Annotated in this window: 14 protein-coding genes, 1 tRNA gene and 1 riboswitch; of the genes, 10 read left to right on the forward strand and 5 right to left on the reverse strand. The window is 62.0% G+C overall.

Translation table 11 applies throughout. The features are described 5' to 3' along the window. From HMPREF2690_RS00870 to HMPREF2690_RS00905, 8 genes are all read left to right on the forward strand, one after another. A partial coding sequence (locus tag HMPREF2690_RS00870) for an ABC transporter ATP-binding protein (RefSeq protein ID WP_070819893.1) occupies positions 1-1,244 on the forward strand: 1,244 nt, incomplete at its 5' end. Continuing rightward, entirely contained in the window at positions 1,241-3,196 is a 1,956-nt protein-coding gene (locus tag HMPREF2690_RS00875; protein WP_305764500.1) for an ABC transporter ATP-binding protein, read from the forward strand. The genes HMPREF2690_RS00870 and HMPREF2690_RS00875, both read left to right, overlap by 4 nt. Before the next feature lie 86 nt (positions 3,197-3,282). Further along, complete coding sequence (locus HMPREF2690_RS00880; protein WP_070819954.1) at positions 3,283-4,542, forward strand: Na/Pi symporter; 1,260 nt, start codon at positions 3,283-3,285, stop codon at positions 4,540-4,542. A gap of 11 nt (positions 4,543-4,553) precedes the next feature. Next, positions 4,554-4,922: a hypothetical protein gene (locus HMPREF2690_RS00885; protein ID WP_070819894.1), complete on the forward strand. Its 369-nt coding sequence runs from the start codon at positions 4,554-4,556 to the stop codon at positions 4,920-4,922. Further along, positions 4,915-5,865 (forward strand): substrate-binding domain-containing protein, encoded by a 951-nt coding sequence (locus tag HMPREF2690_RS00890; protein WP_070819895.1) that lies wholly within the window; start codon positions 4,915-4,917, stop codon positions 5,863-5,865. Before HMPREF2690_RS00885 ends, HMPREF2690_RS00890 begins: the two co-directional genes overlap by 8 nt. 10 nt (positions 5,866-5,875) lie before the next feature. Continuing rightward, positions 5,876-6,505, forward strand: a complete 630-nt coding sequence (locus HMPREF2690_RS00895; protein ID WP_070819896.1) for a DUF1707 SHOCT-like domain-containing protein — start codon at positions 5,876-5,878, stop codon at positions 6,503-6,505. 22 nt (positions 6,506-6,527) lie between these two features. Then, entirely contained in the window at positions 6,528-7,769 is a 1,242-nt protein-coding gene (locus HMPREF2690_RS00900; RefSeq protein WP_070819897.1) for a pyridoxal phosphate-dependent aminotransferase, read from the forward strand. Positions 7,770-8,229: 460 nt separating this feature from the next. Further along, a complete protein-coding gene (locus HMPREF2690_RS00905) occupies positions 8,230-9,753 on the forward strand; it encodes an ABC-F family ATP-binding cassette domain-containing protein (RefSeq protein ID WP_070819955.1) in 1,524 nt (507 codons plus the stop codon). 308 nt (positions 9,754-10,061) lie between these two features. On the opposite strand, the gene HMPREF2690_RS00910 is transcribed toward HMPREF2690_RS00905, so the two are convergent. The 3 genes from HMPREF2690_RS00910 to dcd form a co-directional block, all read right to left on the reverse strand. Beyond that, complete coding sequence (locus HMPREF2690_RS00910) at positions 10,062-11,597, reverse strand: FMN-binding glutamate synthase family protein (RefSeq protein WP_246819483.1); 1,536 nt, start codon at positions 11,595-11,597, stop codon at positions 10,062-10,064. Between the two features lie 56 nt (positions 11,598-11,653). Beyond that, on the reverse strand, positions 11,654-12,982 hold the full coding sequence (locus HMPREF2690_RS00915; RefSeq protein WP_070819956.1) for a UDP-glucose dehydrogenase family protein: 1,329 nt from the start codon (positions 12,980-12,982) through the stop codon (positions 11,654-11,656). 198 nt (positions 12,983-13,180) lie between these two features. Next, a complete protein-coding gene (gene dcd / locus HMPREF2690_RS00920; RefSeq protein WP_070423298.1) occupies positions 13,181-13,744 on the reverse strand; it encodes a dCTP deaminase in 564 nt (187 codons plus the stop codon). A 74-nt stretch (positions 13,745-13,818) separates the two neighbouring features. On the opposite strand from dcd, the gene HMPREF2690_RS00925 reads away from it, so the two are divergent. Then, positions 13,819-13,892, forward strand: a tRNA-Gly gene (locus tag HMPREF2690_RS00925). A gap of 26 nt (positions 13,893-13,918) precedes the next feature. Beyond that, a complete protein-coding gene (gene rhuM, locus HMPREF2690_RS00930) occupies positions 13,919-15,001 on the forward strand; it encodes a RhuM family protein (RefSeq protein WP_070423299.1) in 1,083 nt (360 codons plus the stop codon). A gap of 5 nt (positions 15,002-15,006) precedes the next feature. Here rhuM and HMPREF2690_RS00935 read toward each other — a convergent pair whose 3' ends face one another. Together HMPREF2690_RS00935 and HMPREF2690_RS00940 are read right to left on the reverse strand one after the other, a co-directional pair. Then, the gene (locus HMPREF2690_RS00935; protein WP_070819899.1) at positions 15,007-15,567 is read right to left on the reverse strand and encodes a hypothetical protein; all 561 of its coding nucleotides are present in this window, start codon (positions 15,565-15,567) and stop codon (positions 15,007-15,009) included. Positions 15,568-15,580: 13 nt separating this feature from the next. Further along, a riboswitch (SAM riboswitch) is annotated at positions 15,581-15,702 on the reverse strand. 58 nt (positions 15,703-15,760) lie between these two features. Beyond that, positions 15,761-17,332 carry a VanW family protein gene (locus tag HMPREF2690_RS00940; RefSeq protein ID WP_083320272.1) on the reverse strand — a complete coding sequence of 524 codons (1,572 nt, stop codon included), beginning with the start codon at positions 17,330-17,332 and terminating at the stop codon, positions 15,761-15,763. Positions 17,333-17,475 lie beyond the last annotated feature (143 nt).

Below are 17,475 nucleotides of genomic sequence, written 5' to 3' on the forward strand. Positions count from 1 at the left end.
ATGCGGGTATGTCGTGGCTGGTGGTCACGGCGGTCATCGTCCTCGCCGTCGTGGTGGGGATCACCGCCGCGATCCTGATGCCGCTGTTCAAGCGCATGCAGAAGAAGCTGGACAACATCAACGGTCTGTTGCGTGAGCAGATCGCCGGCATCCGTGTGGTGCGTGCGTTCGGCCGCGAGGAGTTCGAGGCGCAGCGTTTCACGGAGGCCAACGAGGACATCTCCAGGCTGAGCCTGAACATCGGGCGGGTGTTTGTGACGATGTTCCCGGCGATCATGTTGATCCTGAACCTGGCCACGGCGGCTGTGTTGTGGTTTGGCGGGCATCGTGTCGACGACGGCCTGGTCGAAGTCGGCTCCCTTACCGCGTTTATGCAGTACCTCATGCAGATCCTCATGGCGGTGATGATGGGCGTGTTCATGCTGATGATGCTGCCGCGCGCGATCGTGTGCGCCACCCGCATCGAGGAGGTGCTTGGGCATGAGGTGAAGGCGCCGGCGACGGTGGGGTCGTCGATAAGCAATGGCGTCGTGCGCTTCGAGGATGTCTCGTACACCTACCCCGGCGCGGAAAAGCCCGTGCTGGAGGAGGTTTCGTTTGAGGCGCGTCCGGGCACGACCACGGCGATCATCGGCGCGACCGGCAGTGGCAAAACCACGCTGGTGGGGCTGCTGCCGCGGTTGTATTCGCCCACGTCAGAGCGTGTGCTTATCGACGACACCCCGGTGACCACCATGCCTCGCGCCGATCTCGTGCGGGCGGTGGCGATGGTGCCGCAGAAGCCGTGGCTGTTTTCGGGAACGGTGGCCTCGAACCTGCGCATGGGCAACCCCGACGCCACGGATGAACAGTTGTGGGCGGCGCTGCGGACCGCGCAGGCGTCGTTCGTGGAGGATCTGGACATGCCGATCTCCCAGGGCGGCACGAACGTTTCCGGTGGTCAGCGCCAGCGTCTGTGCATTGCGCGGATGCTGGTGGCGGACCCGAAGGTGTATGTGTTCGACGACTCGTTTAGCGCGCTGGATGCCACCACCGAGGCAAACCTGAACGCCGCGATGCGCGAGACGGTTCAGGAGCGGACGGTGATTGTGGTGGCGCAGAAGGTGGCGTCGATACGCAATGCGGATCAGATCCTGGTCATGGAGGCCGGGCGCATCGTCGCCCGCGGCACGCATGAAGAACTGCTGGCGCAGTCCGAGACCTACCGTCAGATCGAACGCAGCCAGGCGGAGGTGGACGCATGAGTGAGCACATGACCGAGTTGTCTGATGAGCAACTCGCCGAATACGAAGAGAAGATGGCCGGCGACGACTTCTCCGGCAAGGCGCCACGCAAGGCGAAGAACTTCTGGCCGTCCGCGAAACGCCTCCTTGGGCTGCTCGCCCCCTACAAGGCGGCGCTGACAGCGGTGTTTGTCATGAACGCCCTGTCTGTCCTGTTGGGCGTGCTTGCACCTCGCGTGATGGGTCGTGCCATGGACGTGATCTTCTCCGGCGTGGTGTCCAAGCAACTCCCGCCCGGCACCACCAAGGAACAAGCCGTCGAAGCGATGCGGGCGGCCGGGCAGGATCGGTTCGCGGACATGGCCGGCGCGATGGAACTGACCCCGGGCAGCGGCATCGACTTTGACCGTCTCCGCGACCTGATCGTGCTGGTCCTGGCGCTGTACTTGGCCTCTGCGGTGCTGATGTGGGCCCAGGGCGCGATCCTGAACAAACTATCCATCCGAGCGGTGTTCAGCCTGCGCGAACGGGTTGAAGCGAAGATCAACCGCCTGCCGCTGTCCTACTTTGATACCCGTCAGCGTGGCGACGTCATGTCGCGCACAACCAACGACGTAGACAACGTCCAGCAAGCCCTACAGCAGTCGTTGTCCTCGCTGTTCAACGCGATCCTGACCGTCGTTGGCATCCTGGTCATGATGTTCGCCATCTCCTGGCAGTTGGCACTCGTCGCCCTGCTTGCCATTCCGCTGACCGGCCTGGCCATGGCGGTGGTAGGCACGCGAAGCCAGAAGCAGTTCACCACCCAGTGGAAGGCCACCGGCGACGTCAACGGGCATGTCGAGGAGTCCTTCTCCGGCCATGACGTGGCGGTCATCTTCGGCCGTACCGACCAGCTGCGCGCCCAGTTCGACGAACGCAACGAGGAACTCGCAGGTGCTGCCCAGAAGGCGCAGTTCCTGGCCAACTCGATGCACCCGATCATGCAGTTCGTCTCCTACCTGTCGTACGTGGCCATCGCGGTGCTCGGTGGTGTGAAGGTCGCCTCCGGCAGGCTCACGCTTGGCGATGCCACCGCCTTCATCCAATACTCCCGCCAGTTCAACCAGCCGCTCGGGGAGATCGCCGGCATGATGCAGATGCTGCAATCCGGCGTTGCGTCCGCCGAGCGCGTCTTCGAACTGCTCGACGCTGAGGAAGAGGTTGAGGACCACGCCCAAGCCCGCATGGACGGCCGCGTCGAAGGTCTAGTGGAGTTCGACGACGTGTCCTTTTCCTACACGGACGCTCCCCCACTCATCGAACACCTGAACCTCCGCGTCGAGCCGGGCCAGACCGCCGCGATCGTCGGACCGACCGGCGCCGGCAAGACCACGCTGGTGAACCTGATCATGCGGTTCTACGACGTCGACGCGGGTGCGATCACCATCGACGGCACCGACATCCGAGACATGCCACGCGCCGAGCTGCGCAGCCAGATCGGCATGGTGCTGCAAGACGCCGTGCTGTTCAAGGGCACGATCATGGAAAACATCCGCTACGGTCGCCTCGACGCCACCGACGAGGAAGTCATCGAAGCTGCGAAGGCCACCTACGTGGACCGTTTCGTGCGCGCACTGCCAGAGGGGTACGACACCATCGTCGACCAAGACGGCGGGTCTATCTCCGCAGGTGAGCGCCAGCTGATCACCATCGCGCGCGCGTTCCTCTCCCAGCCTGCGCTGCTGATTCTCGACGAAGCCACCTCCTCAGTGGACACCCGCACCGAGGTGCTGGTCCAGCAGGCGATGAACGCGCTGCGCTCCAACCGCACCTCATTCGTCATCGCACACCGCTTGTCGACGATCCGCGGCGCCGACACCATTCTCGTCATGGAAAAGGGCGCCATTGTGGAGCAGGGCAGTCACGCTGAGCTCGTCGCAAAGCAAGGCGCGTATTGGAAACTGCACCAATCGCAATTCGGAGAAGACTAGAAAGTTCTCCCAGCGTTCACCCAGATTTCACTCTGCGTGTGTACGGTCAGCGCGAACGACTGCCGTACACGAGTGATTGGGCGAGCATGAACAGCAACGCAGCGGGCGGGGGCACCGCGCTTAAGGAAGCAGCACCGGAAAACCCGGAGAACACCGCCACCCGGAAGGATGACGCTCCCAAGGATCCACTGGGCTTTTTGCCTCTCGACGGCGCCGCCAAGCAGGCCGCGAACTGGATCGCCGTAGCGCTCGGTGTTTGGCTGCTGCTCAACGGCGTGGGCATGATCGGTGACGGCTTCAAAATGGTTGCCGGCGACCAGGCCAAGGAACTGTTCTCGTTTGCCGAGAACCCGTTCGTCGGCCTTGCCATTGGTGTGGTGGCCACGGCGATTATTCAGTCGTCGTCGACCACCACCTCGATTGTGGTCGGCATGATCGCCGGTGGCCTACCGCTGAGCATTGCGGTGCCGATGCTCTTCGGCGCCAACATGGGCACCTCGGTGACCTCCACCCTGGTCGCGCTCGGCCTGGCGGGTAACAAGACCCAGTTCAAAAACGGTTTCTCCATGGCGACCGTGCACGACTTCTTCAACCTCATCGCCATCTTGATCTTCTTCCCGCTGGAGATCTTCACCGGCTTCTTGTCGCGCACCGCGTCGGCGATCGCGCCGTCGCTGAGCGGCCAGGGCGAAGGTGTTGTCGCCGGTGCCTTCGAGGCCATCGGCGACGGGCTGGATACCATCACCGAACCGCTCGTTGCCCTGGCTGGCAGTCTTGTTTCCCCGCTTGGCGACATGTGGGGCGGCATCGTCCTGTCCATCGTCGGCATCGCGCTGATTCTGTGGTCCATCCAGTTCATCGGCAACCTGCTCAACGCCCTGCTGGTGGGCAAGGCCCAAGAGATCCTCTACGCCGCGCTGGGTAAGAACTCGTTTGTCGGCCTGCTCTCCGGCGCGGTAATCACCACCCTGGTGCAGTCCTCCTCCACCACCACCGCGCTGACGGTGCCGCTGGCGGCCTCCGGCAAGTTCGAGGTCCGCACGCTGTTCCCGTTCGTGGTCGGCGCGAACATCGGCACCACCGTCACCGGCCTGATCGCCGCGTTCGCTGTCTCCGGCGCGGACGCCGAAGCCGCCATGGCAGGCGCGCTGGTGCACACCCTATTCAACGTGTGCGCCGCAGCCGTGATCCTTGGCATCCCGTTCATGAGCAAACTGCCGCCGGCCGGTTCTGACTGGCTCGCCGGCCTCGCCGTAAAGAACAAGCTCTACGTCTTCCTCTGGATCGGCGGAGTGTTCTTCGCTATCCCGATCCTCGCCGTTTTCATCTCCAACGCGCTCACCTAAGGAGCAGCACCATGACCGACGCGAACCAGACGCCAGACCTGTCGCCCATCGCGCAGGAACTTATCCAGAACGAAGCCCCCGACAACGCCCTTGTGGCCCTGCTCAACGAGCTCGAGGAAACCGCCGCAGAACTTCGCGACGAGCTCGCCGCCCGCCACGCCACCAACCAAGCACTACTTAACGACGACACCGACGCCGACACCGACCACGTGCGCTACAAGAAAACCAACCCGAACGTCACCCCTGAGCAGGAAGAAGAACTGGAGAACTTCCCCGAATACTGGGCCAACGCGCAAGGGTCCTGGTCGAGCCTGTTCAAACTGCTTCGCGAGTTCCGCGTCGAGATGCGAAAGGGCCACAACGATGCCAACGATGCGTAAAACCCTCACCGCCGCGCTCGCGGCCGCGACGGCGCTGACGCTGGGCGCCTGCTCCGATTCCGGCTCGGGTTCCGGTTCCGGCGAGGCGTTCACCATCACGGGCTCGTCGACAGTCGAGCCCATCACCCGCTACATGCTCAACCGCTACAACTTCGACGCCGAGCTTGAGGCGGTCGGTTCGACCGACGGCTTTGACAAGTTCTGCGCAGGCGACGCCGACATCAACAACGCCTCCGTCGCCATTCCCGGCAGCGAATCCTCCGTGGACTACCAGGCACAATGCGCCGAGTCCGGCGTGGACTTCTTCGAGTTGCCGATTGGGCTGGACGCGATCACCATCGTCAAACACGCCGACAACGACTGGGCCGCCGACCTCACCGTCGAGCAACTCCACGACATTTGGTCGAAGGAATCCACCGTCACCACCTGGTCCGACATCGACCCATCTTGGCCGAACGAGAAAATCAACCTCTACGGGCGCCCCACCGGCTCCGGCACCCTCGGCGTGTTCGAGGACATGGTGCTTGGCAACGACACCATCCGCGACGACTACCAATCCAGCGACGACATCCAAGAACTGTCCGCGTGGGTCTCCGAAGACATCAACGGCCTGAGTTTCATGGGCATCGGCAACTACCTAGCCACCGAGGGCACGGTGCGCAACAAGATCGACAACGTACTCGTCGACGGCATCGCCCCCACCGCCGACGAAGCCAAGAGCGGCAACTACCCCCTGTCGCGCCCGCTGTTCATCTACGTCAACGCGGAATCGGCGAAGAAGGACAACGTCGGCGAGTTTGTCACCACCTACCTCGACAACGCCGAAGCCGTCATGCCGCGCGTGTACTTCTACCAACTGCCCGAGGAGGTCTACGACGCCACAAAGCAGCGCTTCGCCGACGGCACCACAGGTATCGACGAACAGTGGCACGCATTGAACTAACATCACGTCCATGAGCACCCCTTACGGCAACTTCCGCATCGGCGACCAAGAGCGCATGGACGCCATGGACATCCTCGGCCGCGCGCTCGGCGAAGGCCGGTTGGACATGGCCGAGTTTGACAACCGGTGCCAAGCCGTCGCCGAGGCCCAAACGCAGCAGGACCTGCAGCCGATTTTGGGGGATTTGCCGACGGGCCGGGGGCGTGGGGTCGTCGATAAGCAAGTGTCCGACGATGCGGTCCTGTACAGCCAAGCCGAAATCATGCAGGCACGCCGCTCCGGGCGCCGCACCCGCGCCGGCGTGTTCTGGCTCGGCACCATCGGCTCCATCGGCCTGGTGAGCATCTTCGGAGCCGCGGGATCAACTGCGCTGTCCGGCCTGTCGCTACTGATCATCCCCACCCTGTTCATCCTGCTCTACGTAATGAAGGTTGGGCCCGACTCCTGGTACACCCCCAGCCTGCGCCAACTCGAACAACAGCGCCGCCAAGAAATCAAACGCCGACAACTCGAAATCGAAGCCGCCCAAGTCCACCAGCAGGCCCTCATGCGCGCACAACGCAAAGACCAAATCAACCAAATGACCAACGACGCGCTCAACATCGCGCAAGACACCGTCAATCGCTTCCGCCGGAAGTAGACCCGGCCTACAGTGGTAACCCATGAGCGAGCCACTGAAACCGCACCGCCATTTCGACCAGGCGGAAAAACTCAAGAACGTCTTCTACGACATCCGCGGCCCCGTCACCGCCACCGCCGAGCAGATGGAACGTGACGGGCACACCATCCTGAAACTCAACACCGGCAACCCCGCCGTCTTCGGTTTCGAGGCGCCCGACGTGATCATGCGCGACATGATCGCCAACCTGCCCACCTCCCAGGGCTACACCACCTCCAAAGGCATCACCTCCGCCCGCCGCGCAGTGGTCACCCGCTACGAAATGATCGAAGACTTCCCGCACTTCGACATCGACGACGTCTACCTCGGCAACGGTGTGTCCGAACTGATCAGCATGGTCACCCAAGCCCTGCTCAACGACGGCGACGAAATCCTCATCCCCGCCCCCGACTACCCGCTGTGGACCGCCGCCTCCACGCTCGCCGGCGGCAACGTCGTCCACTACCGTTGCGACGAAGAGGACAACTGGAACCCATCCCTGGAAGACATTCGCTCGAAGATCACCGACCGCACCAAGGCGATCGTGGTCATCAACCCCAACAACCCCACCGGCGCCGTCTACTCCCGCGAGATCCTAGAAGGCATCGCCGACATCGCCCGCGAGCACGAGCTCATGGTCCTTGCCGACGAAATCTACGACCGCGTACTTTACGACGACGCCAAGCACATCTCCATGGCCGAAGTCGCCCCCGACCTCCTCTGCATCACCTTCAACGGCCTGTCCAAGGCGTACCGCGTCTGCGGGTACCGCGCCGGATGGATGGTCGTAACCGGCCCGCGCCGCCGCGCCAAGGGATTCATCGAAGGGCTTGATCTATTGTCGGGTACCCGTCTGTGCGCCAACGTGCCCGGCCAACACGCCATCCAGGTCGCCTTGGGCGGCCGCCAGTCCATCTACGAACTCACCGGCGTCGGCGGCCGCCTGCGCAAACAGCGCGACATCGCCGTCCGGAAATTGCGAGAGATCCCCGGCATCTCCGTCGTCGAACCCAAGGGTGCGTTGTACTGCTTCCCCAAAATCGACGCCGAAATGTACAACATCCACGACGACGAACGATTCATGCTCGACCTCCTCAAATCCGAGAAGATCCTCATGGTCCAAGGCACCGGCTTCAACTACCCCACCCCCGACCACTTCCGCGTGGTCACCCTGCCGTGGGCGTCCCAGTTGGAAAACGCCATCGAGCGCCTCGGCAACTTCCTGGCGGACTACCACCAGCACTAGGGGTTGTTGGCGGTTGGCGGTTGGCGGTTGGGCGCCCCTTTCCGAAAATAGTTCCCGGCCGGGGAACTATTTGGGGGTTTCGACCCTTTCTCGCCGGCATTCCCCCAGGTCGGCACGCCGTTGAGACAAAATAGTTCCCGGTTTCGCGCTGAGGCCGGGAACTATTTTGCACGCCCGCCTGCTACGGGTGTTAAGGCCTCCTCCCTGACACATTCCACAAAATCTGTCAGGGCCAATTTCTGACCAGGCGCGATGCCGGTCGCTGACACATTCCGCCGCAATCTGTCAGCCGCGAGGGGTTGTGAGTGGCCGACACCTACCCCGACTTACAGCAGCACAAACCCCTTGACCCCAAACGGACGCTGCCATAGTATCGACGAGGAATTGTCCCCGAAGGAAGGAGTAGGCCGTGCTCATGTTCCGTGTTTCCGCCTAACACGAAACAGAAAGTTGAATGAGCATGCCTATTTCCCTAAATAACGTCTCCCTCGAGTGGCCTAACGGAACCTCCTGCTTCTCGGACTTGAATGCCATATTTTCAAGTCACCTGACCGGCTTAATCGGCGATAACGGTTCCGGAAAAACGACTCTGATCAGGGTCATTCTCGGCGAGCTACAGCCGAGCACGGGTTCGGTCGAACGCCCGTCGAAAGTCGCTTACCTACCTCAGGATCTTGGGCTGCAACCGGACACTACGGTTTCGGACGTCTTTGGGGTTACCGAAATCATCGAGGCAATCAACGCCGTCGAAGGTGGCCAGTTCAATCCCGAATTGTTCGAGCTTATTGGCGACCGGTGGGATGCTGCTGAAGAGACTCAGGCTGTGTTGTCCGCTCACGGCCTCCCGCTCAACTTGGACAGGCCGCTGTCTACCATGTCCGGTGGAGAGGCTGTTCGTGTTGCACTAGCTGCGCTCATGTCTGACAACCCCGATTTCATCGTGATGGACGAGCCAACAAACAACCTCGATTCGGAAGCAAAAGCCCAGCTGATCCGTTCTCTTTCCAAATCCAACGTTCCTGCAATTGTGGTGAGCCACGATCGCGACTTGTTGGATTCCGTGGACGAAATTGCAGAACTTCACGACGGGAAGCTACGTCTTTTCCCCGGCAACTACTCCGCCTATTGCGAAACTCTGGCCAACGAACAGGACGCAGCGATGCGGGAGGTGCGGGACAAGAAGGCGGTTCACAGTAGGCAGGTTCGGGAGCGTGAGGCGATGCAAACTCGCATTGCTCGGGACGCTCGTCGCGGAAAGAAGTTCGCGGCTAACAAACGCAAACCTGGCATGGCGATGGGGCTGGACAAGGATCGGTCGGAGAAGACTGCTGCTCGGCGTGGTGCGGCTCATGCCGAGTCTGTGGAGTCGTCTCTCGCTGCGTATCGGCACGCGCAAGACAAGGTTCGCGACGATCAACATGTGTTCATTGAGCTTCCCGGTACGGCGCTTCCGAACGGAACCCGTGTTATGGAAATCCCAGGGCTCACTGTTGTGGGCCCCGAGCGTGTCCGGATCACTGGGCCGAACGGCAGCGGAAAGACGACCCTGCTCAACTCTGTTGCAGACGGTAGCGCGGGGTATGTGATTAGGAATGTGGGGTACCTCCGGCAACGCATTGTTCTTGACCCCAACCGGTCAGTTTTGGAATTGGTCTCGGAGGCCAACGCGTCTGCTGACCCGCAGTATATTCGGGACCAACTCGCGCAACTGTTGTTTCAGAATGAGACTGTGCACGCGCCTATTGGAACGCTTTCGGGTGGTGAGCGTTTCCGCGTTGAGTTTGCCCGTGTTCTTCTTTCGTCGCCTGCTCCGCAGCTATTGCTTCTCGACGAGCCCACCAACAACATCGATATCTCAACCGTGAATTGGCTTGTCTCCGCTCTTGAGAGTTATGCAGGTGCGGTTCTTCTCGTCAGCCACGACGAAGACTTCTGTGAGCGTATGAACCTTGACAGGGAAGTTTCCATCGATGATCTGACCTGATGCCCCCTGCAGCTCCCGCAAAATAGTTCCCGGCCGGGGAACTATTTGGGGGTATCGGCCCCTTCTCGACGACATTCGCCCAGGTCGGCACCCCGGCGAGGTAAGAAAGTTCCCGGTTTCGCACTGAGGTCGGGAACTATTTTGCACGCCCGCCGGCTACGGGCGTTGAGGCTCCGTCCCTGACAGATTCCACAAAATCTGTCAGGGTCGATTTTTGACCAGGCACGATGCCGGTCACTGACACATTCCGCCGTACTTTGTCAGCCGCGAGAGGTTGTTAACGGCCCCGCCGGCAGACAGCACCCCACCTACACCGGACGGAAGGTATCCGGCGACGCGGCCTTCCACTCCTGTGCCCAGGATGACGGCGGGTCTTCGAGCAGCTGGCCCGGCCGCAGCCATTCGTAGATGGAGGCGTAGGAGCGGGACTCGGTCGGGGAGATGTTGCGGCGCAGCATCTCGGGGGTGAGATCCGCCGGGTCGGTGACTCCCATGGAGGCCATGAGGCGCACGGCGGTGTTGACGGTGGTCTTGTGGTAGTTGTACACCGCCTGGGACTTGTCCTTGACCACAACGGCGCGGTTGCGGCGCGGGTCTTGGGTGGCGACGCCAGTGGGGCATTCGCCGGTGTGGCAGCGTTGTGCCTGGATGCAGCCGACGGCCATCATCATGGCGCGGGCGGAGTTGGTGTAGTCGGCGCCTTGGATCATGCGCATGACGATGTCGGAGCCGCCGGCGACTTTGCCGGACGCGCCGAGTTTGATTTGGTCGCGCAGGCCGGTGCCGACGAGTGCGTTGTGCACGGTCATCAAGCCGTGGGTCAGTGGCATGCCCATGTGGTCTTCGAAGTCGATGGGGGCGGCACCGGTGCCGCCTTCGGATCCGTCGACGACGATGAAGTCGGGTGCGGTGCCGACCTCGCGGATGGCCTTGCAAATGGCAAGTACTTCTCGACGACTCGACACACACAACTTGAACCCCGCCGGTTTACCGCCGGACAGTTCGCGCATCTTCGCGATGAATTCGATGAGTTCGACAGGGGTGCTGAACACGCGGTGGGCTGCGGGGCTGATGCAGTCCTTGCCCATGGGCACGTCGCGGATTTCGGAGACTTCTTTGGTGATCTTGTCGGCTGGCAGCACGCCACCGATGCCCGGCTTGGCGCCTTGGCTGACTTTCAGTTCGACCATCTTGACCTGGTCGTCGGCGGCGCGGTCTCGGAACTTAGCGGGGTCGAAGTCGCCGTCGTGGGTGCGGGCGCCGAAGTAGCCGGTACCCATCTGCCAGACGAGGTCGCCGCCGAATTCCTTGTGGTACGGGGAGACGCCGCCTTCGCCGGTGTTGTGGGCGAAGCCGCCCATGGCCGCGCCTTTGTTCAGTGCGCGCACGGCGTTTTTGGACAGGGAGCCGAAGCTCATGGAGGACACGTTCAGCATGGAGATGGAGTACGGCTGGGTGCAGTCCTTGCCGCCGATGAGGGTGCGGGGCGGTTCGGAGGGTTCGTCGACAGGCGCGAGCGTATGTACGAGGTGTTCGTGGTTGGTGGCGTAGACGTCCTGGACGGTGCCGAAGGACGTTTCGCTTTGCATGCCCTTTGCGCGTTCGTAAATTGCGTTGCGCTGATCGCGGTTGAAGGGGCGGCCGTCCCAGTCGCGTTCGATGAAGTATTGGCGCAGTTCGGGGCCGATGTCGGTGAGCAGGGTGCGCATGTGCCCGAGTACGGGGTAGTTGCGCAGGACCGGGTTTTTGGTCTGAGTGAGGTCGTGGATGGCCACGCCGCCCAACGCCGCTGCGACGCTGCCGAGGGCGACCTTGGCAAAGTTTCCTGACTTGTCCTTAGGCATGCGCCCCATCATGCCTTAATAATCTGTAGTTGTTGTCAGGCACGCGGTTTCGTCGACTAGAGGGTGCGTCCGAGCGCCCGCATTTCCCATCCGGCGTTGCGCCATTGTTGTACGTCCAGGACGTTTCGGGCGTCGATAAGCAATTGCTTTTCGACGACCCCAGCAACCCACTCCGGATCCATCTCCCTAAACTGCCCCCATTCGGTAGCGAGGATGGTCAGCTCCGCGCCGCGCAGCGCCTCTTCGAGCGTGTCGGCATAATCGAGGGTTGGGAAGACCTTGCGGGCGTTGTCCATCGCCTGCGGGTCGAAGACGGTGACGTTCGCGCCGGCCAGGGAGAGTTGGCCCGCCACGGCAAGGGCTGGCGAGTCGCGCACGTCGTCCGAGTTCGGCTTAAACGCTGCACCCAGCACCGTGATGTTGCGGCCGATCAGGCTGCCGAGTTCCTCGCGTGCCATGTCCACCACCCGCTGGCGGCGGCGCATGTTGATCGCATCTACCTCGCGCAGGAAGGTCAGCGCCTGGTCCGCGCCGACCTCGCCGGCGCGCGCCATGAACGCACGGATGTCCTTCGGCAGGCAACCCCCGCCGAAGCCGAGGCCGGCGCCGAGGAATTTGCGGCCGATGCGGTCGTCGTAACCAATCGCGTCTGCGAGTTGGGTCACGTCTGCGCCGACGATCTCGCAGACCTCGCTCACCGCGTTGATAAACGAGATCTTCGTGGCCAAAAACGCGTTCGCCGACACCTTCACCAACTCCGCCGTCTGCAGGTCGGTGACGATAAACGGGGTGCCGTTGGCCAGCGGCGTCGCGTACACCTCGCGGGCGATTTCCTCCGCGTGGGAGTTCTCGGTGCGGTGTCCTAATACGATCCGGTCGGGCTCGATGGTGTCCTTGACGGCGTATCCCTCGCGCAGGAACTCCGGGTTCCAGGCGATCTCCACGGTCGCGCCTCGGCCGGCGCGACGAGTCAGATCGTCTGCGCGTTCCTGCAGTGCCGCTGCAGTGCCGACCGGGACCGTGGACTTGCCCAGGATGACGTGGTGGCCGTGCAGTTTGGGCACGAGGTCGTCGATAACCGCCTCGACAAAGCGCGTATCCGCCGCATACGACCCGCGCTGCTGCGGCGTGCCCACCCCGATGAAGTGCACGTTGGCGAAGGCGGCAGCCTCGTCGTAATTCGTCGTAAAGCTGAGGCGACCTGCGTCGATGTTGCGCTCCAGCACCTCGGGAAGGCCCGGCTCGTAGAACGGCACCGTGGAGTTCTTCAGCGCCTCAATCTTGTGCTCGTCCACGTCGACGCCAAGCACCTCGTGGCCCAACTCCGCCATGCACGCCGCGTGCGTCGCGCCAAGATAACCAGTGCCGATCACAGTCAGTCGCATGGTGGCCATTATGCCGTGGCGGTGCGGAGGCTGCAGGGCGACGCGGTGGCGGGGTTGATCGTCTAGTTCCCTCGGCAGGCTGCTAGACGATTCGCACCGTATTGCAAACCATCTTCAACATGACCTGGGGAAACGCAGACAAGGCGGGCGGATCGTCTAGCAGTTCGGACCGTCTAGCTAGACGATGCACCACCAGCCCTACTGAAAGTTCAGATACGCCTTCGACGGTGTCGGGCCGCGCTGGCCCTGGTACTTCGAGCCGAGCGCACCCGAGCCGTACGGAGTGTCAGCCGGGGAGGTCATCTTGAACAGCGCGAGCTGGCCGACCTTCATGCCAGGCCACAGCGTGATCGGCAGGTTGGCCACGTTAGACAGTTCCAGCGTGATGTGCCCAGAGAAGCCCGGGTCGATGAAGCCCGCGGTGGAGTGGGTCAGCAGACCCAGGCGGCCCAGCGAGGACTTGCCCTCGAGGCGACCGGCCAGGTCCGCGGGCAGCGTGAAGCATTCCAGCGTGGAGGCGAGGACGAACTCGCCGGGGTGAAGGACGAAGGCGTCGTCGTCGGAAACCTCGACGAGCGTTGTCAGGTCCGGCATCTCCTGCTTCGGATCAATGTGCGTGTACTTCGAGTTATTAAAGACTCGGAAGAACTTATCCAGGCGCACGTCAACCGAACTCGGTTGGACCATCGACGGATCGAAGGGGTCGATGCCGAGGTGGCCGGAGTCAATGGATTCGCGAATGTCGTGATCTGAAAGCAGCACGACACAGAGTGTACTTCCCCACCCCTTGCCCGGTTTTTGGAGCCGGTTCCTGCAGTGCTAAAGTCGTAAAAGCTGCCGGCGTAGTTTAGTGGTAGAACATCAGCTTCCCAAGCTGAGAGTGCGGGTTCGATTCCCGTCGCCGGCTCCAAGGCACTGGTTATTTTTGGGGGCGAAATGGATCAGCGGACGGTCAAATTAGACTCGACGGATCACGGCGAGTTTGTCATCTACCAGACCGAGGACGGATTAACGGAAGTCCATCTGCGAGTTGTCGACAAATCAGTATGGATGACTCAAAGTGAAGTCGCAGATCTCTTTGATATATCTCCGGCAAGCGTGAGCATTCACCTCAAGAATATCTACGCCGAAAACGAGCTGAGCAGGGATCGAACTATTAAAGAAATTCAAATAGTTCGATCTGAAGGAGATCGCGATGTTTCGCGAACACTCAAACATTACAATCTGGATGCGATTGTTGCTGTCGGCTACCGAGTTAAAGGACCAAGAGGAAATCAGTTCCGACGCTGGGCCAGTGAAATACTCCAGGAGTATTTGAGAAAAGGTTTCGTCCTCAACGACGAAAAGCTCAAAGACCCCCGCGGAACCGATTATTTCGACGAGCTACTCGCGCGAATCCGGGATATTCGATCCTCCGAAGCTCGCCTCTACCTCAAACTACGAGACATTGTCGCGCTTGCTACGGACTACAACAAAGATAGTCCCAAAACACGCGGGATTTTCAGCTGGATTCAGGACAAACTCCATTACGCAGTTACCGGTCAAACTGCTTCAGAAATCATTGCGACACGTTGCGACCCCGGAGCCGACAACCTGGGGTTATCCACTTTCAAGGGGAAAGTGGTACGGAAAGGTGATGTAACCACCGCAAAAAACTATCTAACAAATTCCGAGCTCACCACACTCAACCTGCTAGTTTCCCAGTTTTTGGAATATGCAGACCTCCAGACTCGTATGAGAAGCCCTATCTACATGAAGGATTGGTTGGAGAAGACCGATTCGTTTATTGAATTCAATGGCTTCGAGCCGTTGAAGGATCGCGGAAGAATCTCGCGCGAAGAGGCCAACAGACTAGCCAAAGAACGCTACGAGCTATTTAATGCTGGTCGGGAATCCGACAATCTAGCCGAAGCTGACGCAAAACTGGTCGAGACCATGAAGCAGATTGACCGCCGGATTCTTGCAGACCGAGCCCGTTTAACACCCCGCGTAACAGACATCCCGGACGAGGAGTCTTAAACCCCTCACGCTTCCGTCGTGCACGCCGTGACGGGCTTATCCGACAGCAGGATGGCGCGGTAGCCGCCACCATCAACCGTGTAGCGCAGGATCTTCCAGTCGGGGTTGTATTCCTGCGCGAGTGCGAGGTCTTCGGGGTTGTGGTTGTGGGCGGTGATGGTGTCGTCGCCAAGTGGTGTGCTCACGCGGAATGTGAGCGTGGTGCCGTCGTGGGCGAGGATGTCGATGGGGAACCAGCAGAATTTTTGGTTCATGGCGCGCAGCACGGGAATGTAGTGCTGGTTGTGGCCGCGGGTGCGTTGGTCGCATTCGCGGTAGGTGCAGGTGCGGCGGGTGGCGGGGCGTTTGGGGAAGGGGACGGCGTCGTCGCCAACGCGTACGGCGGCGGCGCTTGGCGAGTATTCGAATGTCGCGCCGGTGTTGGCGACGAATTCGTGGCCCTGCGCAGCGCTATCAAACTCTGCGACGACCACCTCACCCGTCTCATCAAGCGTAAACGCAAAGGTCAGCCCGTCCATGCTGCTGAGGGTGGCTGGGGTCCAGTCGGTGGGCATGCCAAAAGACATGATGCTCCTTGAAATATCGCTCTTCCGGCGCGGCGGTTGCGCGTGCCGGCGGATCTTCCCTCGGGAGCACCGTGCGCGATGAGCGCGGTTGCTAATCGACGAGCCGAGGGGCCTTATCCGTCAGATTTCTTGATCCAAAACGACACAATATAGACCAAGCAGTCTAGTGTCAAGTGGTGCGGCCCCCGCTCCCCTACCCGCAGCGGACGATGGGCTGCGGGTCGTAGACGGTGGTCTGGGTTTCGCGGGAGAGTTCGTTGCCGGCGAGGTCGTAGATAATGCGGGTATCCGAGGTGGTGAACCCGGGTGCGCCGCCGGACGGCGAGCAGTTCGGGCCGGACACGTTGACCGGCTGCGGGCTGGTCTGGGCCCAGCGGCCGCCGTTGATGGACTGCACGTTGACCGTATTCACTCCCATGAGGCTGACGGTGAGTTGGCCGCCGCCGACGTTGGTGGCGATGCGCACCGGGTAGGGGCTGTCGTTGCGGAACTGCAGGTCGATGGCGCCTTCGTACACGGTGGCTTCGCGGCCGGCCGGGTAGCGGGAGATGTAGTAGGAGTGCGGGGTGTGGGCAACGTCGGTCATGCCGGCGAAGTAGGCCGCGTTGTACAGGGTGGTGGCGAACTGGGAGATGCCACCGCCAACGGCGGTGTCGGCACGCCCGTTGAGGATGATGCCGGATTCGACGTAGCCCTGGGCGGTGCCGCGGGGGCCGGTGTAGCCGTTGAGGGAGAACGTCTCCCCCGGGTTCACAATCGCGCCGTTGACCGTGTTGGCCACCAGGGCGATGTTGGTGCCCGAAGCACCCGAGTAGCCGCCGGTGGTAAACGAGCCAACCACTTCGTTGAAGGTGGCGTTGTTCGCTTCTTCGGTGGTGAAGTCCGCGGGTACCGGCTTGTAGTCGGCGTCCCAGGAACGCCCCTTGGAACCGAGGACGCGGTCGTTGAAGCCGGCGAGGGTTTTCTCCCAGTCCACAGCGGTGCCGTCGACGGAGGGTTCGACGCCGCCGCCGGTGAGCACGCGGGCGTTTTGCATCTCCACTTCGGTCTCGGCGAGCTGCTCGGCCAGGATGGCTTGCGCGGCTTCGACGTTCACTTTCGGGGCGATCTTGCCGTCGACGTTGGGGAAGCTGACCACCTCGCCAAGCCGCTCCTGCGGGATAGCGGCCTTGTGATCATCGCGGCCGGTGACCGTCAGCGGGCCGTCCAAGGCGGCACGCACGGGGCCGTCCATGGCGGCGCTCATCACAGCGTCGTCGATGGCGGGCGGCACGGGGGTCGGCTCGACATCGATGCCGTCCGGGTTGAGCCAGCCGGTGGTGGTCTCCTCGCGCAGCAGGTCGCGCTCCACCTTCTGGCCGTTGATCGGCTTGGTGGTCTCGGCCTTGCCGGCTTCGACGCGGATGGTGCCGTCGGTGGGGTCGAAGTGCAGTTCGTCGCTGATGCGGTCGAGGGTGCGGTTCAGGGCGGTGTCGTCGATACGCGGAACCGCGTCGACCTCGTGGGTGGTGAACAGGCCGCGCAGGCGCGTAATCGGGTTGGCGGTTTCGATGCCGGCGGCGTCCACGGTGGCCTGGTAGTCGATGTCCAGGCCGGACTTCGCGGGCACGAACGTGGCGGTCTTGTCGCCGGCGCGGACCTCGACGGTCTTGTCAGCAGCGCTGCCGAGTTCACCCTCGAGCTTCGCGCGAGCCTCGTCCGGCTTCATCGCACCGATGTTCACGCCGCCGACGGTGGTGCCGCGCGGGACGTTGCCGCGGTGCATCGCCAGATCCGCCAGGTACACAGCGAGCGCGATGGCGAGGATGCCGAGCAGCACACCGAGCGCGATCTTGCCGCCGCGTCCCTTGCTGCTCGCCTTGTGCGAGGTTGCCTTCACCGTAGTCACCCAAACAAGGGTAATGCAGA

The organism is Corynebacterium sp. HMSC034E11 (genome assembly GCF_001835905.1).
GTDB classification, from domain to species: domain Bacteria; phylum Actinomycetota; class Actinomycetes; order Mycobacteriales; family Mycobacteriaceae; genus Corynebacterium; species Corynebacterium coyleae.

Coding starts and splice junctions, on each gene's coding strand:
- HMPREF2690_RS00900 (WP_070819897.1), top strand. CDS start 6,528: ATGAGCGAGCCACTGAAACCGCACCGCCATTTCGACCAGGCGGAAAAA.
- HMPREF2690_RS00935 (WP_070819899.1), bottom strand. CDS start 15,567: ATGTCTTTTGGCATGCCCACCGACTGGACCCCAGCCACCCTCAGCAGC.
- HMPREF2690_RS00905 (WP_070819955.1), top strand. CDS start 8,230: ATGCCTATTTCCCTAAATAACGTCTCCCTCGAGTGGCCTAACGGAACC.
- HMPREF2690_RS00910 (WP_246819483.1), bottom strand. CDS start 11,597: ATGCCTAAGGACAAGTCAGGAAACTTTGCCAAGGTCGCCCTCGGCAGC.
- HMPREF2690_RS00890 (WP_070819895.1), top strand. CDS start 4,915: ATGCGTAAAACCCTCACCGCCGCGCTCGCGGCCGCGACGGCGCTGACG.
- HMPREF2690_RS00885 (WP_070819894.1), top strand. CDS start 4,554: ATGACCGACGCGAACCAGACGCCAGACCTGTCGCCCATCGCGCAGGAA.
- HMPREF2690_RS00895 (WP_070819896.1), top strand. CDS start 5,876: ATGAGCACCCCTTACGGCAACTTCCGCATCGGCGACCAAGAGCGCATG.
- HMPREF2690_RS00915 (WP_070819956.1), bottom strand. CDS start 12,982: ATGCGACTGACTGTGATCGGCACTGGTTATCTTGGCGCGACGCACGCG.
- HMPREF2690_RS00875 (WP_305764500.1), top strand. CDS start 1,241: ATGAGTGAGCACATGACCGAGTTGTCTGATGAGCAACTCGCCGAATAC.
- rhuM (WP_070423299.1), top strand. CDS start 13,919: ATGGATCAGCGGACGGTCAAATTAGACTCGACGGATCACGGCGAGTTT.
- HMPREF2690_RS00940 (WP_083320272.1), bottom strand. CDS start 17,332: ATGCACCGCGGCAACGTCCCGCGCGGCACCACCGTCGGCGGCGTGAAC.
- HMPREF2690_RS00880 (WP_070819954.1), top strand. CDS start 3,283: ATGAACAGCAACGCAGCGGGCGGGGGCACCGCGCTTAAGGAAGCAGCA.